The organism is Lactiplantibacillus dongliensis (genome assembly GCF_005405105.1).
GTDB lineage: Bacteria > Bacillota > Bacilli > Lactobacillales > Lactobacillaceae > Lactiplantibacillus > Lactiplantibacillus dongliensis.
The window spans coordinates 23,281-48,863 of the sequence record NZ_BJDK01000029.1; the positions used below are offsets into that span (position 1 = coordinate 23,281).

Genomic DNA, 25,583 nt, shown 5'->3' on the forward strand with positions numbered 1-25,583 from the left:
GAATTTAATTTAAGAACGTTAGTTTGAGTACTAGCGTTTTTTATTCTAAAAAAGTTCCAATTCGTCAATGAATTGGAACTAACTTAAGAATGACTAATTTCCGATTTTCTTTAATAAAAGTTCCGCTTTGTGCTCTCGCACATAAGCTTTAAACATCGGATCTAGGAAACGCCAAGAATTGCGGTCCTCGCTAGTTAAAATTTCTAACTTTGAACTTTTTAATTGAGTCAATGCCGGACTAATTGAACTACTACCTTTACTATCATCATGTCGTAACTCATGAACCACCTTACCGATACCACTTGAAATATACGCAGTCTTTTCAATTTGTGCTTCAGAACTCTCAAGCTTAGCCTTACTCCAACCAGTTTTTATAATTTGATGACTTTCATTAACATTTAGGTATGGCACTGTAATCGTTGCTAGCCGACTCTTTAAAGATTGAACATCATGCCAAAGCTGCTCGGCTGTACTTGCAATACCAACAAATACTATTTTTGCATATGATTTCTCATAATTAACTGCATCATCCGACATATTCTTCGCAATTTCTGCTAATCTAATTCTTAAATCAGTCGCGTTATCGGTAAGATTCTCCATATCATCAACCACTAGTACAGTATTCCGCTTGAATAATGCCTGCTCCAAAATTAAAAAATCATCACTACCCGTATACTGCTCATTAACAGCCTGTTGCGTACGACGATTTTGCCCACTAAACTTTGTAGAAAACCAATTAAGTATTTTGATACTGCCTTCAGCTTTTCGACTATCTTCATTTGTCATAACAGTTTGTATTTGCCGATTTAATTCTAATTTATTCGCTACATCGGCAATAAAAGAGTCAATGGTTGTCTTATTTGTCATCGTTATTCGGATATGTTTAGTTTGATATTGTTCTTCTAACTTGGCTAAATTATCAAGCACCATACTAGTCTTACCGGCGCCAGTTGGACCAAAAACTAAGACTTGTCGACCTTGTTGAGAAAATTCACGAAAAATCGTCCTATCTAGAGTTCCTCGATCCACATAATTCTTAGTTGCGGGCTTACTAGGTGTGAACCACCTCGTTAGTTCAACCTCAGCTTTTTTGCGGTTCCAAACCATGCCTATCCCTCCTTGTCTCATCCTCAATTGATTATATCATGATTAATCAACCAGATAGATACCTGATCCTAAGTCTTCATAATAAACAATTAACAAATAATTTCTTCCGACTTCAATACCAGTATCAACTTTTTTAGTGACCCAACCCAGATTTTTCTTGAAATTCATGCATTTTCTTTCAAAATCCGGCTAAGAAGTGTATCCTTTCTTAGGATTACCACTATTCGGAGGTGTCATGATCAATGCAGTTAGTCTCATATAACCCCAACTGGCGCCACCAAGCTGACCAGTTGCAACAGCAATTTCACGATCAACCCTGGCTTAAAGCCAGCAGTCACATCGGCAGTACCGCCATGCCGAAAGTTTTAGCCCGACCGATTATCGATATCGCGCTGTTAGTCCCCGACTTAACCGCCGCGACTGAAGCGATTCACGGCCAGCCCGTACCGGAACAAGCTCAGACCATCCAGCTAATCGTGGCGGGACAACCGTTTCACCTGCACTTATGTCTAGATGAGGCGCGTTACCAAACCTTGATTAACTTTCGCGATTACTTGAATGCCCATCGAACTGACAGCCGCAAATACACGGCCGTCCGCCAAGGGTTACCCGCTGACGCCCACTATTACGCTGCGAAAGCTAACTTTGTGGCTGGGATTAATGCCAAAGCGACCGAGTGGTTACGAACAAAGGACCAACACGAGCACCACGACCGTACTGTCCGCGCCGAATTAGTCAACATGTGTCTGATAATCAATCCAGCCACCCAAGAAGTCGTCGTTGAGAATAAAATCGATGCCCAATGGACTGGCCTCACCTTTCCCGGCGGTCACGTTGATCCCGGCGAATCGCAAGTCCATGCTATGCGCCGCGAAGTCTACGAAGAGACCGGCCTGACTGTCAATCAGTTAAAATTAGTCGGGACGGTCACTTGGGTCGAAAACGATGCGGGAGACGTCTCACTAGGCACGCTCTATACCACGACCGACTTTAGCGGTGACTTGCTGGCGGGCTCCTATGAAGGCGCCATTAGCTGGCAACCACTCGCCAGTCTGACCCCTGATAAGCTGGCACCAAGCGTGGCGGAACTACTCCAAGTCTTCACCAACCCAGAGATCAACGAAGCCTTTTGGGGCGCGGACGATACGCAGTTAAACTTGTCTTAACGAATTGAGGGAACAATTATGGATCAAGTATCATTAGTCATTATTTTATTTGCCGCCTTACTAGTACCGCTAGTGATGGCAAAATTCAAGATCAACAGCTTACCAACTGCGGTGATGGAAATCATCATTGGGATTATCCTCGGCCCAAGCCTACTCAACATTGTCTCAATGACTAGTTCTATCTCCCAGTTATCAACGATTGGCGTCATTGTCTTACTGTTTTTGAGTGGGCTTGAAATCGACTTCAGCTTGTTCAAAAAGCGCCGTACCGCTTTGACCCCGCTGGAAGCCAAACAAGCCGGCAACTTACCGAAATACTCACCAGTTCGCTTGTCGGTTTATGCGTACACCACAATTGTCGTGTTATCACTCTTGTTAGCCGCCGCTTTCAAAGTTGCCGGGCTCTTCAGTGACTTCTGGTTAGCCACAATTTTATTCGGCACGATTTCACTCGGTATTGTGATTGCCGCGCTAAAGGAAAAGGAACTCTTAAGCAAAGCCTTTGGCCAAACGGTGCTCCTAATCTCAGTTTTCGGGGAATTGATTCCGATGATGGGCCTGACACTCTACGCCTCGGTCTATGGTAGCGATTCACAAAGTTTGTGGTTACTGCTCTTGATCTTAGCGGTCGCCGCCCTCTTATTATTGCGGTTCAAGCCATTTTTCCGTTTCTACCAAAATATCAATAAATCAACCACCCAATTAGATATTCGTTTAGCCTTCTTCTTAATCGTCACGATGGTCACCGTCGCTGAATCGGTTGGCGCTGAAAACATCCTCGGTGCTTTCGTGGCTGGGATTGTCTTGAAGCTCCTCCAGCCTAGCGAAAGCACGCGCGAACGTTTGGATTCGATTGGGTACGGCTTCTTTATCCCAATTTTCTTCATCTCGACGGGGGTTGACTTGAATCTACGGACCTTACTCACGAGCGGCAAAACGTTACTTTTAATTCCGCTGTTCTTCTTAGCCTACATGATTGCCAAGATTGGCGGCTTCTGGGTCTTAAAGTTACGCTTCAAACACGCCAATGCGATTGCCGGGACCGCCTTAACCGCAACCACGATGACGATGGTCTTGGCCGTCTTACGTGTTGCCAAGGCAATGAAGACGATTACTGCCGATCAATCCGGCGCCTTTTTACTCGCGGCCCTTTTAACTTGCATCGTCTCACCGTTAATTTTTAACAAGTTCTATTCAGCGGAAAAAGAAGATCTGGTCAAGACGGCGGTGCACTTTATCGGTGCTAATCTCAGTACCGTTCCTGTCGCCCAGCAGCTGCGCAAAGGCTGGTATGACGTGCAGATGTATACGAACCATCCACAAAACTACAAGACGTACCACGCCCAAGCGCCGGTGGAACTGATGGAAAACTTCACCGCCCAAGACTTGGAAGATCATGGGGTCTTTGATACCGATATCTTAGTCCTGGGACATATCGACGCTGAACGTAATTATGAGTTAGCCAAAGCGGCCCATGATTATGGGGTTCGCCGAATCATCGTGCGCTTTGAAGACCGCAATGTCTTGAATGAACACGAAGACGAACTACGTGAGCTCGGTATCGAAGTCTACAACACGCCGGAAGCTAACATCACGTTGCTGCGCTCATTGATCGAGTCCCCATCGACTTTACTCATGTTGCAGCATACCGAAAACAGTATTTACGAAGTCCGCGTGGTCAACCACTTATACACCAACGTACAGATCAAGAACTTGCAATTTGCTAAAGACATTACCATCAGTCAGGTGATCCGTAACCGTCGGATTATCGTGCCTAATGGGAGTACGACCATTCAATATGGTGACCGCTTGATCTTCACGGGTAGCAAACAAGATGCGCCACGGATTCGCCAGGCTTTGGCAACGGCTAATTAATGCATTTAGTTTTTTAATAAAACACATTTTCTTCATAAATTCACCAAAATACCAAGTATCCTTGCGTCAGTAAACGCATTGGGTACTTGGTATTTTTGATAATATTATTTCTGATTATCCTTAAATTTTCCACTAACGAATAGTCCAAATACTTCTGTGTATTCTTTCCTTTTCAAGTAGTAACAAAAGGCATAGTATAGTTTTTAAAGAAACTTCCAGACAGTGCTCACGTAAGGAGAACCATTATGATTGATAGAAGTGCACAACCATCGTCATTTGGATGGCAATTTCAAATTGTCACCGCCATTTCATTAGCAATTAATAACATCAATGAAGCTACTTCAATCAACGTTGAAGGACCTTTGCAAGATATCGAAATCACTTTATCAAACAATCACATTATCTTTGGTCAAGCAAAATCCTATGCGGAAATTGATGCTGAAGAAACTAATAATACTGGGTGGAACGAAAAATTATCATCTGCCATCACTGGACTATTTGAAGACTTTTTAAAGCAACAAAAAAATTCTGAATTTAAATATCTAGTCAATTATCCCTACCCTTTAGGTAAGAATAAGGGAGGAAAAACCAATTTTCATACTAACGAATATGGGGACATACTGGGCACTGAATTGACAGAACGACAGGTAAAGATTCTTTATGATATTTTACATAATAGTAAAGATAAAGATATATCTGAACTATCTTCCAATGAGTTTAATTCATCATTCGAACAATTTCTAAAACAACTGTCAATTCGAACCTGTAGATTCACTAATATATCTGGAGACCGCCGCTTTTCAAAACTAGATCTACTTATCAAAGATTTTTTGGATACTAACCATTTTAATACTAGCGTTAAAAAGCTCAGACAGTACTGGTTTAATCAAGGATTTGCAAACTCATCTCAAAAATTTGCACTTAGCAGAACTGAATTTTTATTCGCTATTGTACTTGTTGATAATGTCCTATCAAAGACTGATTTATTCGGTCGCAGGTACAATCCTCAAAAGATCAATCAAATATACGATCGATTCGTCGATATAATTGAACATACGATTTCAATGGAAGAATTTAATAGACAATTAGTGGCTGATATTCTTGATTACTTTAGACTGGAGGATATAGTAGATTATTATTACTCTGATGAAGATGCAGAAAAGTTCACAGATACTTACCTTGATAATTATTTACCTTATTTCAAACTCAACAATCTCTCAGAAAGCGATCAGCGACTCCTAACTCGATTTGCTCTGGCAAGATGCCTAGAGGAACAAGAGCTAATGTCCAGACTTTTTAACAAAGGAGCAATAAAAAATGCTAATTGATTCAATCAATATAATTTATTCAAATACTGCACCAAAACAATACTCACTGAGCGACACTTCCACACTAATGTCTTCTGACGGAAAAAACACCAAGGGTAAAACATCATTGATACGATTTCTCATTTGGGGACTTGGATTTAATGTCTCATTAACAAACCAATTTAAGCTTATGTATTCGGAAACTGTTATCACACTTAAGGATTCACCTTTTATCTCAATTAATCGCAAGGGAAATAAAGTCATTCTAAAATCAGATGATAATGAAAATAGCTATTCACTTCCAAATGATGAAGATAAAGTTCTGAAATTAATATTTCCAAATGTTCCAGTAGATATTTTGCCACAATTACTTGGATTTATGTACTTTGATCAAGATGGTGGTTATAAGGCATGGAATAGAAATGTAGTTACGCAAAGACTAGGTAATGACCGTTCCTACAAAATTTCCATTGAATCCTTACTTGCATCTCTGGGAAAAGTAGACTATCAAGATTTTCTCAGTAAACAAAAATCTCTGGATAAAGTTAAAAAAGAAACTACAAACTTTGGTAATCTACTGAATTCAATATACCACATTAGTCCGGATACTCATGCTGAGTTAGCCAACGTAGAAAGTGACATTCAGAATTTGAATGATCAAATCAGTCAGCGCGAGCTTGAACTAACACGCATTAAAAACAAACGAATGATTTACAGTTCAAGTCTTAAGGATCAAAATAATTTCAATTCCCTCTTAAAAAAGCTTTCAATCAAAATTAAAGTTGGAAAAAACATTGTCAACGTTACTGATGAAAACATTATACAAGATAGACATTTGAATACTCGATTAACTGAATTTGAAAAGCACTATCGTCATATGGAAAATACCATGTCTAAGGAATTAAACAACCTAAAAGAAAAAAGAGATGTTCTGATTTCAACTCATACAGAGCCTAATGATCCAGAAAATTTATTTAATAGTGAAAATAACTTTAAACACCTCCTGGACTTGTTACGATCATCGGGTATTAGTCTTCAAGATACTCATGCTGCAACTTCAGACATCAGTACTGCTGCAATAAAAAACAATAAAGAATTTAAAGAAGATATAAAAAAGACACCTGCTTATTCTGATATTTGGAACACAATTGTATTCTTAGCAAGTAAAATCGGATTATCGGGGTCCATTAATCACCACAATAATCGTTTGCTTGCAAGTAAGATAAGTGAATCCGGAGCAAGACGCAGTCTAACTGTAATTTCATATAGACTAGGCATATTGCGTTACTTATATGATACATACAACATTCAGCCACCTTTAATTTTTGATTCACCGGCTTCCTCTGAAATGGATACAGAGAACTTGAACGTTTTATTATCAATGATCACATCACAATTTTCTGAATTTCAAACTATAATTGCCACCAATCAGGAGACAGATACTTTTTTCGATAAAAAAATTATCATTCAAGATGGTGTCATAGGCACCCTAGATGCTAAATCAGTCTCACACGACATTACACACAAATCTGAGAATAATTAAAGGAAGTTTTCCGAACTTCTTAAATATTTTGAAGATATTTTGAAAATTTTAAATCTTAAACATCTTTCGATTTACAGTTTTGACATATAAGGATTACCCTAACTTTCATCGGCATATGATAGAATAGTAGAGTTGGAATTGACTATTACAGTATTCAAATAAGGAGTTCCCAAAATGTCCACTTTTTCAGTTTACATGATTCGTCATGGTCAAACTTATTTTAATAAATACCGCCGGATGCAAGGCTGGTGTGATTCACCACTGACTACTGTCGGTGAACAAGATGCCATTAACGCCGGTAAGATGTTGCAAGACGTCACTTTTGACGCTGCTTATGCTAGCGATATGCCGCGGGCCATGAACACCGCCAAGTTGATCTTGCCGAATAGTGGTAACGCCGACTTAACGGTCACGCCAATGCCCGCATTTCGGGAAGCCTTCTATGGCTACTTTGAAGGCGATGATACGTCGCAGACTTGGTTCGAAATTGGAGCCCCTCATCAAGCCCCAAGCCTTTCTGATATCATTGAAAAATATGGCATTCACAAAGCTAAGGATTTCGCTAAAGAGGCTGATCCGTTCCACCAAGCGGAAAATAACGCTGAATTCTGGAAACGGGTTAACGGCGGCTTAGCTGAATTACGGCAACAGGCCCATGATGGCGATAAAGTCTTGCTCGTCAGTCACGGCAACACGATCTACAGTATTGCCGCTGAAGTTGCTAACTTAACGTCGCCAGCTCGGCCCCAAAATGGGAGCGTCACGAAGTTCACGATTACCGACGACACCATCACTTTGGACTATCTCGGTAAAAAAGACCACATCGAATAATAGGAGCAATCATGTCAAAATTTTCAATTTATCTCGTCCGGCACGGCCAGACTTATTTTAACCTCTACAATCGGATGCAAGGCTGGTCTGATTCACCGCTAACTGATAACGGCAAAGCTATCGCCACCAAAGTTGGGCAGGCCCTAGCCGATGTCGACTTCAGCCATTACTATTCTAGTGATTCCAAGCGTGCAATGGACACCGCTACCCTAATCAAAGCGGCCGCCAATCACGCTGACGAACCGTTGACACCGCTCGCCAACTTTCGGGAAGTCTTTTATGGCTATTATGAAGGTGACGATTGCAGTCGCGTCTGGTCACTGGTCGGTAAGCAATACAATGTGACTAGTTTGCACGAACTGCTCGCTCACATCAAGATCGAACAGACTCGTGACATGATGAAAGCCATTGATCCGATGCACGAAGCCGAAGATAATGCCACTTATTGGCAACGGCTCAACGGTGGCTTTGATTACCTAAAGTCCCATCATGACCACGGTGAAAAGGTATTGGTCGTCTCACATGGGACGACGATTCGGAGTATCGTCTCTCACTTTGGCCCCGATGTCGATATTACCACTGGGCCGAAAAACGGCAGTCTCACCCGCTTAGATGTCGATGGTGATGACATTAAAGTTGTTAGTTATGCGCAAGATTTAATCTAAGCTCAGCAGTCGCGTTGTCAATAGTTGGCAGTGCGGCTTTTTTTGATAGTCTGAGTTTTCCGTTCCGGTTGGGCTGGATTGATGCTGGAACGTGGTGGCCACGTTTGCGAGCCATAGAACAGCCTCGCAAGCCGGGCTTTTACTAAAAATCGCTCGCCCAAGTAAAACGACACCACTGAGCATCATCCCGCCCACCCTGCACTAAACGACCGGATCAACCCATTACGGTCAAAACCAATCTTTCAATTTAAAAAACTAGTTTAAGTCGTAGTGACCGGCCAATCAGCAAGCTAACTCGCAGTGAGACTAACCCGTCACTTTAATACCGATAATCCCAATAATCAGCATCGCAATAAAGACCCACGTCATCGGCGCAATAGGTTCCTTAAAGAATACCAGCCCCACAAGAATCGCCCCGACTGCGCCAATCCCGGTCCAGATGGGATAAGCGATACTTAACGGCAGATGTTTCGTTGCTAACGCTAAAAAGCCGAAGCTTAAAATCATCCCAATCACCGTGGCAGCCGCATAACCTAAGTGACTAAATCCATTACTTAACTTCATCATCGTTGCCCAAACCACTTCAAACAACCCGGCAACTACTAAATAAATCCATGTCATGCTCATTTCCTCCTAAATAAAAAACCGGCCAACGATTGCCAACTTCCGCAATGACCTATGGAAGTTGACGCACGCTGTCCGGCGACAGTTATTATTTAATTAATACCCTTACTCTAGCAAATTTAAAATTACCCGTCAAGTTCACAGGCTTGACAGCATATAAGCCGTTAAGGGTGTCAACGCTGTCGGCAGTTTGGCTGGGTCAAAGTACTTGGCCTGCGATGTTTCATTAGTGGTAGTTACCAATTGCCCACCAGCAACCTGCCCACGATACAAGATCGTCACGCTGTCGATTACATCCCCATTCGGATAGACATAATGCATCTTTGGCCCACTGTACACGTTGACTAATCGCAGGTCGGCCACCGTTAAACCAGTTTCCTCACGTAATTCACGCTGGGCCGTCTGGACGGTAGTCTCGCCCGGTTCCGTGGAACCAGCAGGCAACCCCCACTGGTTATTGTCAGTCCGCTTAACTAACAATAATTGTCCAGCCGAATTAGTCGCTATCACCGCGGCACCGACCACTACGAGTGGCTGGTGCCCCACTTTTTGCCGTAAGTCTAAGACATATCCCAACCTTATCACTCCCATAATACTCACATCATTAATATTTCGATGCGCCATGTTATACTTAAACTACTACTATAGCATGGGGAGGTGTTGACTGTTAGCTAAAATATAGTGTTTTATAAAAAAATATTCATATTATCTAAAGAAAGCAAACATGGAGTTGGATAGTATGAATATGATCACCACAATGGTCAGCCACCTTTGTATTAATCGTGTAAAGTAGGTATTGATTGTGTAAATTTAGGATTAGCTTCGAGTTATTATGCTATATTGATTAAGTAACGTAATGAGTGATTGTTTACGCTAACTTTTACCGATGTTGAGGTGCTTATTAGCATGATTAGAACCCAGAAGGTCAGATTATTTCCTAACAGTCATATGCAGATGGCTCTCAATGATTTATGTAATTATCGACGGTATTGTTGGAACAACGCACTAGCAACCTGGAACGATTTATACGAAGCCTATTGCTTAAGCGCTGACGATAATCCCAGGCCTAGTCAATGGCTAGTTCGCAATGAATTAGTGGCGAATAAAGCTGACTGGCAGTACGGTTTGTCAGCGCGAACCTTGCAATTAGCGGTTGCTGATTTAGGAAATGCTTGGCAGAACTTCTTTGATCAAGCTCAACCTGATTGGGGGCGACCAAAGTTTAAGTCTAAGCGGGCACCGCGCCAAGGATTCAAAACTGACCGTGCTAAGTTAGTCGCGGGTAAATTACGGTTGGATAAACCACATAATGCCAAAGATTGGTATGATATCCGTTTTAATAGGCAGGTCGATTTAAGTGGAAACTTAAAGTTCGTTAGTATTTATCGTGAGAATGGTATTTATTGGGCCTGCTTGAATTTTGAAGTGACTATTGAACTGAAAATCAAGACTAATCAAGTGACGGCCGTGGATGTAAATGTTGGCCACCTGAACTATACGTTGGGTGTGTTAAAAACATTGCCACTCAAATTGAGTCGCTTGTACAACCGGATTAAGTTCTATCAACGTCAATTGGCACGTAAACGTCAAGTTAATGGGAAACAGGCAACTAAAACGAAAGCTTATCTTGCAATGAAAAACAAGTTGCAACGAGACTATCGTCAAGTTGCTGATTGTCAACATGACTTGATGCATAAGTTCACGACCATGCTGGTTACCCAGTTTGATACGATTGTGATTGAGGATTTATCCGTGAAGAAAATGCAAATGACGCATGTCGCATCGAAAGGCTTGCATCGATCAATGTTCGGGTATTTCCGTCAGCTACTAACTTATAAATGCCAATGGTATGGGAAAAAGTTGGTCCTAGCAGATCGACTCTATCCATCCACACAACGTTGTTCAATTTGCGGTTATATTAAGCAAGGTAAAGATAAAGTTGGTTTACAAGGTAATCAACAACATGGTACCCGTCATAATGAATACGATTGTTACCATTGTGGGGCTAAACTTGAGCGCGACGAAAACGCCGTGGCTAATCTATTAGCTTTGATCTAAACAAATATAATACGAAGGGGCTGGCTTAGCCCTTAAACTATCATAGCTGGTCAATGTGGTATTTCTAACTAGGAATACTGGAATGCCAACGTTATAACGGTAGTAAGCAAAATAAAAGAAAGGAAATATGCAACCTCTCTGAATGTAGAAGCAGAAGCTGTTTTTCTACGTTTCTCCATGTTTTGCATAGCAGCGTGATTGAATGTCCGAAATATTTGTCCAACCAGTCATTATCGCCGGCATGAACAAGACTGTCGCCAACTATGACTATGCGATGTCAGAACTAGAAGCGTTAGTCGAAGCGAACCACATGGAAGCGGCTTTACGCATCGATCAAAACCTAGAAAAACCCAATCCTGCGACTTTCTTCGGTAAAGGAAAAGTTGTCGAAATTAAAGAAATGGCGGAAGCCAAAGAATTGAACATCATGATTGTTAATGCTGATTTGACGCCTAGCCAGATTCGGAACTTAGAGACCGAGACTGGGTTACAAATCATCGACCGCACGGGATTGATTTTGGAAATCTTTGGTAACCGCGCTCGCAGTAAAGAAGCCAAGTTACAAGTTAAAATTGCCCAATTACAATATCAATTACCACGTTTACGGACTAGCATTTCTAACCGGCTGGATCAACAAGCTGGGGCCGCTGCTGGTGGTGGCGGGGGCTTTACCAACCGTGGTTCTGGTGAAACCCAACTTGAATTAAATCGCCGGACGATTCAAGACCGAATCAGCCATGCCAAGCATGAACTGAAGGAATTGAACAAAGACGAAGAAGTCCGTCGTGCGCAACGTGACAAAGCCGGCTTACCAAACGTTGCATTAGTTGGCTATACCAACGCTGGTAAATCGACAACGATGAACGGCCTAGTTAAACTTTTTGGTAAAGGTGAAGATAAGCAAGTCTTTGAAAAGAACATGTTGTTCGCCACTTTGGATACCAGTATTCGCCAACTCACTTTCCCAGATAACAAACAATTGTTACTGAGCGATACCGTTGGGTTCGTCAGCAACTTGCCGCATAACTTGATCAATGCTTTCCGTTCGACCTTATCCGAGGCCGCTAACGCTGACTTATTGATCCAAGTCATCGACTATGCCGACCCACATTACAAGGAAATGATGGCGACAACTGAAGAGACCTTAAAAGCAATCGGCGTTCATGATGTGCCGATGTTGTATGCTTACAACAAGGCCGATCTGACCGAAGCTAATTATCCGAACCAAACCGACGATCAATTGATTTATGCAGCTAAAGATGAAAAATCCATTCAAGTCTTAACCAAAATGATCAAAGCAAAAGTCTTCAAGGACTACATCACGACAACCCTCTTGATTCCATTCAATGATGGTGATGTGGTGGCTTACTTGAACGACCATGCTAATATTTTGAAGACTGATTACTTGGCTGACGGGACGCAACTCACCGTTGAACTGAACGCGGTTGACGCCCAACGCTATGCTAAATACATCGTCACACCAGCCTAAGCTGATCGGTTAACTAAAGCTACTCATGATAAGCGGATTGCTTGTCATGAGTAGCTTTTTTGAGTGCTAAAAAACATAGCCCATCATTTAGTTTCAAAATGTAAGATGCCTTGCAACCGTAATTGTAACCATGCTGCCAGAGCGGCTTTGACCATATCCAAGGGTACAAAGGCTGCCGCCATCTTCAAGCCGTTTGCCCAGCTTAAATGACTATAATAAGCCAACGAAAAACTGCCAAAAAAGTTAATACACAGGGCGCCACCGATGACATAGACAATAAACAACTGCCAGAAGTGCTGAGTTCCAAGCCAGCCCGATAAACTGCTAATGACTGGCACACAAACTAGATAACCTAACAAAAAGCCACTACTGGGACTTAAGAAAACCGCCGCACCCCCACGACCACCAGCTAATAACGGTAGCCCAGCGAAAGCCAATAGTAAAAAGAGGCCATTCGTCAACAGACCTACCTTCTTTCCCAGTAAGCCCCCGGCTAGCATAATGACCATATTTTGTAGCACGACTGGCACCCCCAACCCCGGGATGGGTAATGCAAACATGCCTGAAACAATAATTAGCGCTAAGAATAGACCCATTTGAGTAATCGTGCGTGATGTAAGCGGTGCCGTTGATTTGTCCATTTTGCTCACTCCTAAGTTGTTAACCTTTATTAAATTATTGGTTAACAACAAAATAACATACTTTTTTAACGGCGACAATTCCTTTTGTGAATAAAAACAATTTAAGCACACAAAAAGTAGCTAAAACGCACCATGCTGCAAGTTTTAGCTACCTTAAATTTAATTCTTAACGCGTCAACCGCGCGCTTTCCCTAATAATATTTTTCAATTCGACAGTTGAAACCACCGTCTCGTTAACCTTAATCGTCGTCCAGTACTGATTGTTCAGATGACGTCCCGGTTCAACACCCGCTGACAAGCGTAACGCCTCATTTTGAGCCGGCGTTAATTTAACATCAATCAACACTTGAGCGTCTTGGGTATACACCATCGCCACGATTTTACCGTTACGGCGGTGTTTGATTACCGAAAAGATGACCGTTGCTTTTTGACCAGGTCGATTAAACGGAAAATCCAAATAACCATCCGTCTGATCAAGTACCAGCTTAATCAGCTCAGTTTCAGTCATTGTCCACAATGACTTGCCCCAGTTCACGACTCGCCATCACATACTTATGAGCCGCCACAATGTCTGCCAGCTTGAAGACCCGCGGAATTGGAATTGCAAGCTGATACTGATTGATCAACTTGAACATCTCATCAATCAGCGATTGCTGGACAATTGTGGAATCAAAGACGGTTAACGTCTTCCCTGCCAACGTGAAAGGATTGAAGTTTTTCACAATCCATTCGCCTGCTAACAAGCCAATTAAAGAAACCCCGCCACCAGGATTCAGGTGCGCAATCGAATTCGTTAACGTGACCGTGCCAACTAGCTCAATAATTCCATCGAATTGGGCATCCGTATCCAACTGATTATCCACATCTAGCACCGCTTGATCCGCACCATTATCAATCAGTGCCGCTAATTGAGTTTGCCGGCGTGTCGTCGCCGTGACCGTTAAGCCCATGACTTTGGCTAACTTAATCGCCGCTAGTCCAACCGCACTCGTCCCACCGCGAACTAATAAGGTCTGCCCGGCTTTTAGCTTTAGTGAGTCAATCGCTCCGATGGCCGTGTAAAAGTTCTCTGGGTACTGGGCTAAGGTCACCCAATCACCAGCAAAATCAACTGGATACAGATTGGCATCGTCAACTAACGCATAGTCTTGATAACTACCATCGACTTCACGACCAAAGCCACCCATCATCGTCATCACTTTTTGACCAACTTTTAAAGGACTATTGGCTGAGACTTGACTAAGCTCACCAACAGCTTCGACCCCAATTACCCGGGGAAACTTGACTGATGGCGATCCGCCTGCTCGAGTCAATGCTTCATAGCGATGGACGCCAAACGCATGAATCCGCATCACGGATTGATGGTCGGTTGCCACTGGAATGGGCCGGTTAACTAAGTGCATCACATCAGGATCTCCAGGCTTATCAATAACCACTGCACGCATAAAATCATCCTCCAATTATTTTGCTTTTTCAATAAACTAAGTATAGAGTGTAACGTAACGTTACAGTCAAGTTTTAATTTGAGGTGCTTTGATGTTAACTATTCAGAAATTTGCCAAGTTAGCGGGGACGACCCGGCGGACACTAATTTTTTATGATGAAAAGGGCTTGTTTAAGCCCAAACAGGTCGCTGAAAACGGCTACCGGTATTACGCCTATGACCAACTTTACGAATTAACTTTTATTTTGGAATTACGGCACTTAGGCCTGTCGATTGCTGCCATTCAACAACTAAGCAACGACCGTCAGACCAACTCACTGGACACGGACTTAAAAGCTGTCCTTACAAAAATCGATGCGCAGATCGACAATTTGAGTATTCTTAAAACGACCCTGCAAACACGCTTTGATCAAGTGACTCCGACCGAATCCGTGACAAAAAATCAACCGTTCATCACCACCACGCCGGCGACCCAGTTCTGTCGGTCACGTCAATCGGTCGCCTGTACCGAAGCCGAAGTCGCCGAAATCTACACGGACTTTTATGCGCAATTAGGCAAACTCAAACTTGTCAACCAACAAGATTCCGGCTTTTTAACACAATTACCCCAGAGTGACGCCAACGGTTATCCCACGGCATCCTTCTGTATCTTAAAAGCCATCGATGCCCGCACCGATACGGGCGACTTACCACTATTACAAAAGCCAGCCGGTCAATATGTCGCCATCGACACGACTAATGATATGAAAAATATCTGTATTTCCTTACAGATCTTAGCCGAATATATCCAGAAAAAGCAACTTAAAATCAGTGATCAACTCTGGCAAATGAATTTGAATGAACAATTCACTAGTAAAGGCGCTTCTGATTTAGTCCGCTTACAATATCAACTTCAATAACCAATTCCAATTAACAAGCCGTACACTTTGATAGCAAAGTGTACGGCTTGTTAAGTTCTAAGTTAGCATTTTTTGCCACTTTGGTTGGCCCAGAATCGGCTGGAACGTGGTGGCCACGTTTATGAGCCACAGTACGGTCTCATAAGCCGGGGGTTGACTAACCCGGAAAATCACCGGCTAAGTCAAACGACACCACTGAGCCAATTCTGGACCGCCCGACGTTAATTAAGTGAATAGTCATGAAGTCACCAATAAAATTAGAGGCTATGCCTAAAACATTTAGCCGTATCTTCGGAAAGTATCCCGTAGCCTAACTAGTACCAAGTATTCCGTGAATTTCAATTTAAACACTATCTAAATTGAGACTAATCACCAACTTACCAGCAATCAACATAACCATGACGACCAAATCTACTACGCAAAATCAACCTATTTAATCAATGATACTAATTCATTAGCTGGCACTCAACTAGCGCAGGGCGGACTGGATGACGCTCAGTGGTAAAATTTGACTTAGCCGAGTGATTTACTCGGGTTAGTCAAAGCCCAGTTTGCGAGACCGCCCTTTGGCTTGCAACTGCGGCCACCACGTTCCAGCGTCAATCCAGGCCACCCGGAGCGGCAAGTTAACACCGATCACTAGCCATTTCAAATTAACAGAAAAAAGTCCCCCGCAATAATTGCGAGGAATCATCATTAATCAATTAGAATTCAGCGTTACCTGGTGTCCGTGGGTAAGGGATCACATCGCGAATGTTTTCCATCCCAGTGACATACATCAAGAGGCGTTCAAAGCCAATCCCGAAACCAGAATGTACAGTTTCACCGTACTTCCGAAGTTCCAAATACCAAGCGTATTCTTCGGGTGGCAAGTTATATTCTTTAATCTTTTCAGCTAATTGGGCTTGCCGTTCTTCACGTTGGCTCCCACCAATTAATTCACCGATTTGTGGCACTAACAAGTCAGCAGCAGCGACCGTTTTACCGTCATCGTTATCACGCATGTAAAATGCTTTGATTTCGCGTGGATAATCGGTCAAGAAGGTTGGGCGTTTGTAAACTTGTTCACACAAGTAACGTTCATGTTCAGCTTGTAAGTCCAAGCCCCATGAGACAGGGACGTCGAACTTAACCGGTGCTTTTTTCAATTCTTCAATCGCTTGCGTATACGTAATCCGCGCAAACTTTTCATCAATCGTGTTGTGTAACCGATCAAGTAAGTGTTCATCAACGGCACCGTTCAAGAAATCGAGTTCGTCTTTGGCATGGTCTAATAAATAACTAACTACATACTTTAATAATTCTTCAGAAACGACAATCGTGTCATCCAAATCAGCAAAGGCCATTTCAGGTTCAATCATCCAGAATTCACTGGCATGCCGAGACGTATGTGAGTTTTCAGCCCGGAAAGTTGGGCCAAAGGTATAAACGTTCCGTAAAGCTAACGCAAATGATTCAACTGGTAGTTGACCACTAACCGTTAAGTTAGTTTCTTTCTTGAAGAAATCTTTACTGTCATCAACTTTACCGTCATCAGTCTTTGGCAAGTCGTTCATATCCAAAGTCGTGACCCGGAACATTTCACCGGCACCTTCACTATCACTGCTGGTGATAATTGGGGTGTTCACATAGGTAAAGCCATGTTCTTGCAAATACTGATGGATGGCAAAAGCAGCTAATGAGCGAATCCGGAACACCGCATAAAATGTGTTGGTCCGAGGACGTAAATGTGCCATCGTCCGCAAGTATTCATAAGAATGCTTCTTCTTTTGTAACGGATAGTCGTTGTCAGAAGCCCCAACCAGTTCAATCTTTTGCGCATGAATTTCAAAAGGTTGTTTGGCATCAGGCGTATAAACGACCGTCCCTTCAACCCGGATCGTGGAACTTAATGGCAACTTCTTCAAGTCGTCATAGTTGTCCAGGTCACTTTGCATGACGATTTGAGCATTCTTGATGGTTGTCCCATCACTTAATTCAATAAACCCAACGCGCTTAGACCCCCGCACGGTCTTAACCCAACCGGTCAAGACAACGGTCACGTCTTCGGCGATTTGTTCGCCAGCGAATAAATCTTTAACTAACACTTCCTGCATAATAAACCCCTTTCGTGTGGCACAAAAAAAGACCCAACATCCCTATCACAAGGGACGAAAGGTCTTTCCGCGGTACCACCCAAATTATTTTTAATTTAAAAATCAACTTTAACTCACGTACTAACATACGCTCCCACTTGATAACGTGGTGGACACGGCTAGGCTTACTTGTAATCTTTCAGCCCGCAACAGCAACGGGGTTATCCAGCATCGATCACTCGACTAAGCTTGCACTATCCTTAGTTCGCTAAAACGGTGTTTTCGATGTGGCGTTATCCGCTGTTATTGTTTTTAATGATATATAACTATTGTTAGATTAGCACAGAACTGACTTTGAAACAACCGAAGTTTCAGGTTAAAAAAATCAGCGATTGTGCTCACACTTGCCACTCCGGGTCGTCTGGACTGATGCTGGAACGTGGTGGCCGCGTTTATGAGCCACAGAGCGGTCTCATAAGCCGGGCTTTATCTAAGCTGGAAAATCACCAGCCAAGATAAACGACACCACTGAGCATCATCCAGCCCACCCTACGCTAAATAATATGTTTATACCCATTCAAACTTATGCTGACCTTATACGATTAACTAATAAGGACACCGACAATAGTCGCAGTGACCAGCATAATTGCCGTGTCGAGACACTTAGCAGGGTGACTTTTACCCTGGTTAGTGTCTGGGCCGACTTTTAAGACGTGGTTTTCGGCTTGAAAGCGCCCTGCAGACCGCACTTCGGCTGCAGGTCTGCCCCACCGCAATCATGCTGGTCAACGGAGACGGACAACTATTAATACGATACTACGTTAAACCATTTGATGTTTTTGTCGCACGGCTGCGCGCCATAATGACCGCGCCGTCCATAGACTGACGATCACAATTAGCCAACTGAGCGCAGTTAACGATAATGACTTGACCACCGTTGCGGCAATGACCACGCCGACCATACCACCGACAATAATGCCGAACAAACCTCGATAGTCAACCCGATCACGGCGAATAAAATTAACCGCCGAACTTGGCATTAATAGCGCACAAGATAACATCATAATCGGAAAAGCCGCAATTGGCGTCAGTCCTAAAAAGTAAACCATCACCATACATGGCGCGTACAGGCCGACCCCCGCCGCCATTAATAGCCCGAGGATAAAATTACCACCAATCCCAATCGCTAATGGCCAACCGCGTAGACCGGTCGCATGATTAGCGATGCCGAGTAGACTGATCCAGCCTAATAACTTGGCTGCCATCATTAAGGCCGTCACAATTAACGCCACCGCCATAATTAATTGAATCCGCCGTTGATTCAGCTTGACCATCACTTCACTGCCGATAACCGCCCCGACCGCCGCTGCCACGACTAAGCTGATTAACGTCCATGGCTCCACATTAACCGTCGTCACAAAGAACAAGGCTTCAACGGCCGTAGGAATCGCATGGACCGTATTTAAAGTTCCCGGCAACTTGCGTTCGTCTTTTAAATAATGACTCGCTTGAAAAATGGCCGTCGTCGTTACAAAGCTTCCAATGCCTAACGTGTCTAAAAAGTCAGTCACGGCACCAATCGCCATCCCCGCCCCAAACTCACGGCCAGTCGTCTGATGCTGCTGTTGGCGGGCACCGTGCCATAACAACCCAAATAACCCCACGCTGCTTAGCGTCAGGAAACTCACAATTGCAATTACCATTTTCGTTCCTCTTCTCTCTCACCTTTCAGATTATACCTGACTTTAATTTAGCTGCCAAAAGATTAGCCATGCTCCTCGACTGATTGACCCGAACATTTCAAAACAGTTATAATCCGTATAATTATATTTATCGAACTTTTAGGAACATAATTTAACTATTAGTTCGTAATTCAGCTTAAAAATGCCCCTTTTCGCGTGATTTCTAATTGTCACCAACCGTATTATTTGGTATGCTAAATGCATTCAATTATTTACGCTGGCTTCTACAGCGAAAGTGAGGTCGTGCAGGCATGTCATCTGAAAAAACAGCACCAACCCTGAATCGCTCGCTCGGATTCTGGTCGGCGTTATCCTTAGTCGTGGGGACCGTTATTGGGTCCGGGATTTTCTTCAAGCAATCATCCGTTTTAGACAGTGCCGGTTCAACGACTAACGCGCTATTAGCCTGGTTACTCGGTGGGGTCATCACCTTAACCGCCGGGCTGACCATCGCCGAAGTTGGGGCACAAATGCCCCATACTGGTGGGCTCTATGTTTATATGGAAAAAATCTACGGGAAGATTTGGGGCTTCTTATCCGGGTGGATGCAAGTCTCCATCTATGGTCCCGCGATTATTGCTTCAATTGCGTCTTACTTAGGTATCTTATTAGTTGGATTCTTCCACTTAGCCAGTTGGTGGCAAGCCCCACTAGCGATTGGGGTCATCATCCTCATCGGTGTTTTAAATATGTTTGAAAATCGCTGGGGCGCCGCTTTTCAAATTGTCACTACTTTGGGTAAATTACTACCGATTGCGGCCATTATCATCTTTGGTTTGTTCTTCGGTGATCAAAATGCGTTCGGTCAATCTTTAAAGACCGTTACCCAATCAACAGGTAGTTTTGGGGTCGCGGTTCTAGCCACCCTGTTCGCCTATGATGGCTGGATTCTAGTCGCCAACTTGGGCGGTGAGATTAAAGAACCACAAAAAGTCTTGCCCCAAGCCATTATCTTAGGCATCTCACTCGTTTTGATTGCGTATACGTTAGTAACTTATGGGATTTTACACTTTATCCCCGCTGCCAAGATTCACGCTTTAGGTCAACAAACGACTGTCTACTTTGCTCAAGCCGCCTTCGGAACTATTGGCGGGCGCCTCTTAAATATTGGCGTCATTGTGTCGATGGTCGGTTGTCTGAATGGGAAGATCATGACGTTCCCCCGTATCATGTATGCCATGGCGGAACGGAATCAATTGCCTTTCTCTAAGCAACTGCGTTATATCAATCGCCAGTCACACGAACCAATTGTGGCGACAATTGTGATTTTGATTTTAGCCAGCATTATGATTTCATTCTTCAATCCTGACCGGTTATCTGATTTATGTATCTTTACAGTCTATTGCTTCTATGTCGCAACGTTTGTCGGCGTCTTCTTGCTCCGCAAACGAAATCATGACCGTGTCCGGCCATTCTCAACACCAGGCTTTCCAGTAACGCCCATTATCGCGATTCTCGGGGCGCTGTTCGTGATTGTCAGTGAGATTGGCTCCGATCTACCGGGCGTCTTATTATCGTTCATCATCGTCCTCGTAGGGATTCCAATTTATTACTACAAACAACATCAAACCGCCTAAACACGGCACATAAAAAGGCCATCCACTCGGATGACCTTTTTGTGTCTCTACGCTTGGTGCTAGCTAATATCACCTGCCAGTTGATTCCTAAAACGCTCGGCTAAATGGCTGAACTAAAACTAATCAATCGTAAGTTTTTAAATACTCGTTAGCTAGTGCTGGGCCCAACCAGAGTGATATTTTAACCAAACGTTGACGCTATTTAGTTGCTTTCGCTTTAAAACTCAAGTAATAGACTGCACCCACAATAATGGCACCTCCGACAATATTACCAAGGTAAACGGGAATTAGGTTACTAATAAATTGACCCCAAGTCGCGCCACCTTCGAAAACGGCGGCCGGAATCAAGAAACAATTGGCAATACTATGTTGGAAGCCAGCCGCGACAAAGATCATCGTTGGGAACCAAACGCCTAAAATTTTGCCAGCCGCATCTTTGGCCCCAAATGACATCCAGACCGCTAAGCCCACTAGCCAGTTACAGCCAATACCGGACACAAAACTCTGCCAAAACGACGCGGTGACTTTGGATTGTGCCATAGTAATCAAAGTCGTCTTAAAGACCCCAATGTGCGTCAACCCGACAAAGTGCCCAAAGAAATAGGCCACTAAGATTGCCCCGACCAAGTTAGCTACGGTAATCTCTAGTAAATTAACGACATACTTACCGATACTAATCTTCTTAGCATACATCGCCGTACTGATCGTCATCATATTTCCAGTCGCTAACTCCCCCCCGGCCAAGCAAATCATTACCAACCCAATTGGAAAGACGGTCGCCCCGACCAAGGTTGCGACACTTCCCAAACTAGCTGGAATCGACGCCGACACGCGGACGTTAGCCAGAAAGCTAATCCCAATCAAAGCCCCACCAATCATCCCTAACAGGAACTTGGTGAACAGTGAACGTTGGGTCTTGGCGGTTCCTTTGGCTATACTCTGCGTTAATATTTCTTCTGGACTAAACATCTTAGCATCCCCTTAGTAGCTTTTTGCTCAATATGCCACTATTATATATGAAAGCGTTTTCAATTGGAATAGGTAATCATACTAATTTCAACATTTCAGTCAATTAGTCAGGTTATAAGTTAAAATGATATTTGCCCTTTTGCTCGGAATAACACAATATACTATGGCACACCTTGCTTCGCCCTTGTTAGGCAACTTAACGAAACTAAATGTCAGTCACTTTTACGCATGCGTCTCGACATTCATCACTCTGACACTGAATCTAGCAGCCACTGTTGACTTTGGTTACTAGTCATTCCAATAGCTATGGGGAATTATTTATCAGCTTCTGATAGCTAGCAATAAACGTGGTCACCACGTTCCTGCCGATGCTGAACCAACCCAAACGGCAATTCAAATCCAATAAAAAACGTTCCAAGGTCATCGCCCCAGAACGCTCGCAACTGCTTATGCTAATTTCTTGTCCAATACCCGTGATAAGACCGACAACGCGTAACAAATAATGAAGTACATGACCGCAATCATGACAAACATTGGAATAATGTACGCGGAGTTTTGCCCGTAAATAATCTGAGCATGGTTCAGTAATTCTGGCAACACGATAATCGTGGCCAATGACGTATCCTTAATCAGTGAGATAAACTGACTCACAATCGTCGGAATCGTCTTCTTAATCGCTTGTGGAAAGACAATGTGCCAGAGGGCTTGAACATAAGACATCCCGTTAGCCCGCGCCCCTTCCATTTGACCGTAATCAACAGCCAAAATCCCGGAACGAATGATTTCTGCCAACATTGCGGATTCGAAGATTGTCATCGCCAAGACGGCCGCAAAGATGATCCCAGGTTTAAACCCCAGATGTGGTAGGCCGAAGTAAGTGAAGAAGATGATCAAAATCAACGGTAAGTTCCGCACAATATCAACTACAAAGCCTACCACTCTTGATAAGTATTTAATCTTAACATAGCGTAAGACACCCAAAATTGAACCAATAATAAAGCTGGCAATAATCGAGATAATCGACACTTCGACGGTCACCCAGAGGCCTTCCAGCAAGAAACGCATGTTGACCCACGAATAGGCTTCAATAAAGTTTTGCATTCAACGCCGCCTCCTTTTTAATTAGCTAACCGTTTTTCTAAATGCTGCATGTAATAACTGAGTGGTAACGTGATTACTAAGTAGAATAACCCAACGACCACGTAACTATTAATCGTATCGAGTGATAACGACGCGATCGAGTTACCTTGGTACATCAAGTCGAATCCGGCCACGAAAGCTAACACGGATGAATTCTTCACCAAGTTGATGAACTGGTTACCCAACGGCGGAATCACAATCTTAAAGGCTTGCGGCAACACGATATAGCGCATCGCTTGCCAGTAAGTTAACCCGTTCGAACGGGCACCTTCCATCTGACCGTTATCAACCGATTGAATTCCGGCTCGGACCGTTTCGGCGATAAAGGACGACGTATAGATCGTCAACCCAATCGTCCCGGCCGTGAAACCATCAATCTTGGCCACATACATCGGAATGATGACATAGAAGAACATCGCAATCACTAGCAATGGGATATTCCGGAAAATTTCAATATAAATCCGACCAATAATCCGCATCGCCCGATTCGGCAAGACTTCAAAAATCGCAAACATCGTTCCAATGACGGTACTGAAAACCAGTGCAATCACACTGGATAATAAGGTATAGCCGAGCCCCTGAATCAACTCTGACCAGTAGTGCGTTAGAATGTAAGCCATTAGCGCGACGCCTCCTTATAGTTGAAGCCAGTGACATTTCCGAACCATTTCTTCAATAAACGGTTATAAGTCCCATTAGCTTCGATTTCTTTAAGTGCTGCATTCACTTTATTTTTGAATGGTGCTTGCCCTTTATTGATGGCAATCCCATAAGGTTCTTTGGTAAACGTGCCCCCGACGACTTCGTAACCAGGGTTTTCAGTCGCCATCCCATACAAGATCCCATTATCAGTCGTTAACGCGACCCCTTGACCAGACTTAAGGGCGGTCATCGCTTGCGCGTAATCTGATAATTCCAGGACTTTAGCTTTAGGGGCGAACTTTCTAATATTCGCAACTGAACTAGAACCCGTTACTCCTAGGACCTTAGTGCCGGCTTTATTCAAATCTTTGACCGACTTCACAGCACTGCCCTTTTTGACTAATAAGGCTTGGCCGGCATCGAAGTAGGAGTCCGAGAAATCAACTTGCTTCTTCCGTTCCGGACTAATCGTCATCGTTGCGATAATCGCATCGATATTCCCATTCTTTAACAACGGAATCCGGGTTTGACTTGTAACTTGCACAAACTTGGTTTTGCCATTTTTACCTAAGATCTGTTTCGTAATGGCCGTCGCCACATCGGCATCGAATCCCTTAATCGTATTGTCCTGAACGTCCATTAACCCAAACAGCTTGGTGTCGGCTTTGACGCCCCAAGTAATCGTATTGCTGGTCCGATCATTCGTTAAAACATCTTGTTGTGATAACGATTTGCGACCACCGCATGCGGTTAAGACGAGCGTTAAGACGCCCAACATGCCGAGCACGCCCAGGTAACGTTTTAACTTTTTCATCAAATAACCTCCCCTGGCTGCTTAGTGTGTAATAATTTTGCTTAAGAATTGACGGGCCCGTTCATTGGTCGGTTCGCCATCAAAGAATTGTTCTTTCCGGTCATCTTCCAAAATCTGACCATCCGCCATAAAGACCACGCGATCGGCAACTTCACGCGCGAAGCCCATTTCATGGGTCACAACGAGCATTGTCATACTGGAATCAGCTGCGACGTTTTTCATTACGTTCAACACATCATCGATCATTTCTGGATCAAGTGCAGAAGTTGGTTCGTCAAATAACAAACATTTAGGCTTCATCGCAAGCGACCGCGCAATCGCGATACGTTGTGATTGGCCCCCGGAGAGTTGGCTTGGTAAATTACCGGCTTTATCAGCCAGACCAACACTGTCCAGTAAATCCATCGCTAACTTTTTATTTTCAGCTTCTGGTCGTTTTAAGACGAGTCGCGGTGCAATCATAATATTTTCTAAAACAGTTTTATTCGCATATAAATTAAAATGTTGGAAGACCATGCCGACGTTTTTACGAATCTTATTCATGTCGGTCTTCTTGTCCGCCAAATCAAAACCATTAACTAGCAACTGTCCTGACTGAACCCGTTCCAACCCATTAACGGTTCGAATCAAGGTACTCTTCCCGGAACCAGACGGCCCGATCAAAACAACCTTTTCACCTTCATTAATCGTTAAATTAATATTCGTGAGGGCGTGAAAATCACCATAATACTTTTCGACGTTGTGAAATTCGATCATTGACATATAACAGTCACCTTCGCTTTCCAATCAGTCTGAGACTGACGTTTAGAATTATTGCATTAATATTTGATGTTAAAGAATTCTTATTCTTCGTTAATGCTATTTAAATAGTTTAATACATAATTAGTCATTTTGTCAAAATCATAACCACCCGTAAAACGGGTGGTTTGCTCCAGGGCTATAAGCCCTATGTACTGGCCAGCGTCTCAAGGCGCT

The 25,583-nt window shown here is 43.4% G+C and carries 23 protein-coding genes; 10 read left to right on the forward strand and 13 right to left on the reverse strand.

Going from position 1 to position 25,583, the window contains the following annotated elements; all coding sequences use genetic code 11:
- Nucleotides 1–93 precede the first annotated feature (93 nt).
- On the reverse strand, nt 94–1,107 hold the full coding sequence (locus tag FFM80_RS10795; RefSeq protein WP_171001088.1) for an ATP-binding protein: 1,014 nt from the start codon (nt 1,105–1,107) through the stop codon (nt 94–96).
- Between the two features lie 242 nt (nt 1,108–1,349).
- On the opposite strand from FFM80_RS10795, the gene FFM80_RS10800 reads away from it, so the two are divergent.
- The 6 genes from FFM80_RS10800 (at nt 1,350) to FFM80_RS10825 (ending at nt 8,494) form a co-directional block, all read left to right on the forward strand.
- A complete protein-coding gene (locus FFM80_RS10800) occupies nt 1,350–2,273 on the forward strand; it encodes a GrpB family protein (protein WP_137640800.1) in 924 nt (307 codons plus the stop codon).
- Between the two features lie 18 nt (nt 2,274–2,291).
- Nucleotides 2,292–4,148, forward strand: coding sequence for a cation:proton antiporter family protein (locus FFM80_RS10805; protein ID WP_137640801.1), 1,857 nt, complete (start codon nt 2,292–2,294; stop codon nt 4,146–4,148).
- Between the two features lie 245 nt (nt 4,149–4,393).
- Nucleotides 4,394–5,476 carry a hypothetical protein gene (locus tag FFM80_RS10810; RefSeq protein WP_137640802.1) on the forward strand — a complete coding sequence of 361 codons (1,083 nt, stop codon included), beginning with the start codon at nt 4,394–4,396 and terminating at the stop codon, nt 5,474–5,476.
- A complete protein-coding gene (locus FFM80_RS10815) occupies nt 5,466–6,998 on the forward strand; it encodes a hypothetical protein (protein ID WP_137640803.1) in 1,533 nt (510 codons plus the stop codon). Before FFM80_RS10810 ends, FFM80_RS10815 begins: the two co-directional genes overlap by 11 nt.
- A 174-nt stretch (nt 6,999–7,172) precedes the next feature.
- On the forward strand, nt 7,173–7,829 hold the full coding sequence (locus FFM80_RS10820; RefSeq protein WP_137636052.1) for a histidine phosphatase family protein: 657 nt from the start codon (nt 7,173–7,175) through the stop codon (nt 7,827–7,829).
- An 11-nt stretch (nt 7,830–7,840) separates the two neighbouring features.
- A complete protein-coding gene (locus tag FFM80_RS10825; RefSeq protein ID WP_137640804.1) occupies nt 7,841–8,494 on the forward strand; it encodes a histidine phosphatase family protein in 654 nt (217 codons plus the stop codon).
- A 306-nt stretch (nt 8,495–8,800) separates the two neighbouring features.
- On the opposite strand, the gene FFM80_RS10830 is transcribed toward FFM80_RS10825, so the two are convergent.
- Complete coding sequence (locus tag FFM80_RS10830) at nt 8,801–9,115, reverse strand: DMT family transporter (protein ID WP_137640805.1); 315 nt, start codon at nt 9,113–9,115, stop codon at nt 8,801–8,803.
- Between the two features lie 141 nt (nt 9,116–9,256).
- On the reverse strand, nt 9,257–9,694 hold the full coding sequence (locus tag FFM80_RS10835) for an NUDIX hydrolase (RefSeq protein WP_137640806.1): 438 nt from the start codon (nt 9,692–9,694) through the stop codon (nt 9,257–9,259).
- A gap of 330 nt (nt 9,695–10,024) precedes the next feature.
- On the opposite strand from FFM80_RS10835, the gene FFM80_RS10840 reads away from it, so the two are divergent.
- Together FFM80_RS10840 and hflX are read left to right on the forward strand one after the other, a co-directional pair.
- Nucleotides 10,025–11,176, forward strand: coding sequence for an RNA-guided endonuclease InsQ/TnpB family protein (locus tag FFM80_RS10840; protein ID WP_137640807.1), 1,152 nt, complete (start codon nt 10,025–10,027; stop codon nt 11,174–11,176).
- Nucleotides 11,177–11,378: 202 nt separating this feature from the next.
- Entirely contained in the window at nt 11,379–12,665 is a 1,287-nt protein-coding gene (gene hflX / locus FFM80_RS10845; protein ID WP_137640808.1) for a GTPase HflX, read from the forward strand.
- An 83-nt stretch (nt 12,666–12,748) separates the two neighbouring features.
- Here hflX and FFM80_RS10850 read toward each other — a convergent pair whose 3' ends face one another.
- From FFM80_RS10850 to FFM80_RS10860, 3 genes are all read right to left on the reverse strand, one after another.
- Nucleotides 12,749–13,306: a biotin transporter BioY gene (locus FFM80_RS10850; RefSeq protein WP_137640809.1), complete on the reverse strand. Its 558-nt coding sequence runs from the start codon at nt 13,304–13,306 to the stop codon at nt 12,749–12,751.
- 166 nt (nt 13,307–13,472) lie between these two features.
- Nucleotides 13,473–13,814, reverse strand: a complete 342-nt coding sequence (locus FFM80_RS10855; protein WP_137640820.1) for an MmcQ/YjbR family DNA-binding protein — start codon at nt 13,812–13,814, stop codon at nt 13,473–13,475.
- Nucleotides 13,807–14,751, reverse strand: coding sequence for a zinc-binding dehydrogenase (locus FFM80_RS10860; RefSeq protein WP_137640810.1), 945 nt, complete (start codon nt 14,749–14,751; stop codon nt 13,807–13,809). Before FFM80_RS10860 ends, FFM80_RS10855 begins: the two co-directional genes overlap by 8 nt.
- A 91-nt stretch (nt 14,752–14,842) precedes the next feature.
- On the opposite strand from FFM80_RS10860, the gene FFM80_RS10865 reads away from it, so the two are divergent.
- Nucleotides 14,843–15,649, forward strand: coding sequence for a MerR family transcriptional regulator (locus tag FFM80_RS10865; protein WP_137640811.1), 807 nt, complete (start codon nt 14,843–14,845; stop codon nt 15,647–15,649).
- 704 nt (nt 15,650–16,353) lie between these two features.
- Here the strand turns inward: FFM80_RS10865 and asnS are convergent.
- Together asnS and FFM80_RS10875 are read right to left on the reverse strand one after the other, a co-directional pair.
- Nucleotides 16,354–17,745, reverse strand: coding sequence for an asparagine--tRNA ligase (gene asnS / locus FFM80_RS10870; protein WP_137640812.1), 1,392 nt, complete (start codon nt 17,743–17,745; stop codon nt 16,354–16,356).
- Between the two features lie 800 nt (nt 17,746–18,545).
- Nucleotides 18,546–19,427, reverse strand: coding sequence for a sulfite exporter TauE/SafE family protein (locus FFM80_RS10875; protein WP_137640813.1), 882 nt, complete (start codon nt 19,425–19,427; stop codon nt 18,546–18,548).
- A 290-nt stretch (nt 19,428–19,717) separates the two neighbouring features.
- On the opposite strand from FFM80_RS10875, the gene FFM80_RS10880 reads away from it, so the two are divergent.
- Nucleotides 19,718–21,043, forward strand: a complete 1,326-nt coding sequence (locus FFM80_RS10880) for an APC family permease (RefSeq protein WP_137640814.1) — start codon at nt 19,718–19,720, stop codon at nt 21,041–21,043.
- 198 nt (nt 21,044–21,241) lie between these two features.
- Here FFM80_RS10880 and FFM80_RS10885 read toward each other — a convergent pair whose 3' ends face one another.
- The 5 genes from FFM80_RS10885 to FFM80_RS10905 form a co-directional block, all read right to left on the reverse strand.
- On the reverse strand, nt 21,242–22,012 hold the full coding sequence (locus tag FFM80_RS10885) for a formate/nitrite transporter family protein (protein ID WP_137640815.1): 771 nt from the start codon (nt 22,010–22,012) through the stop codon (nt 21,242–21,244).
- A gap of 447 nt (nt 22,013–22,459) precedes the next feature.
- A complete protein-coding gene (locus FFM80_RS10890) occupies nt 22,460–23,113 on the reverse strand; it encodes an amino acid ABC transporter permease (RefSeq protein WP_137635964.1) in 654 nt (217 codons plus the stop codon).
- Between the two features lie 17 nt (nt 23,114–23,130).
- The gene (locus FFM80_RS10895; protein WP_137640816.1) at nt 23,131–23,772 is read right to left on the reverse strand and encodes an amino acid ABC transporter permease; all 642 of its coding nucleotides are present in this window, start codon (nt 23,770–23,772) and stop codon (nt 23,131–23,133) included.
- A complete protein-coding gene (locus FFM80_RS10900; protein WP_137640817.1) occupies nt 23,772–24,608 on the reverse strand; it encodes a glutamate ABC transporter substrate-binding protein in 837 nt (278 codons plus the stop codon). The genes FFM80_RS10895 and FFM80_RS10900 overlap by 1 nt, the downstream gene beginning before the upstream one ends.
- Before the next feature lie 21 nt (nt 24,609–24,629).
- Nucleotides 24,630–25,370 (reverse strand): amino acid ABC transporter ATP-binding protein, encoded by a 741-nt coding sequence (locus tag FFM80_RS10905; protein ID WP_137640818.1) that lies wholly within the window; start codon nt 25,368–25,370, stop codon nt 24,630–24,632.
- Nucleotides 25,371–25,583: the final 213 nt, after the last annotated feature.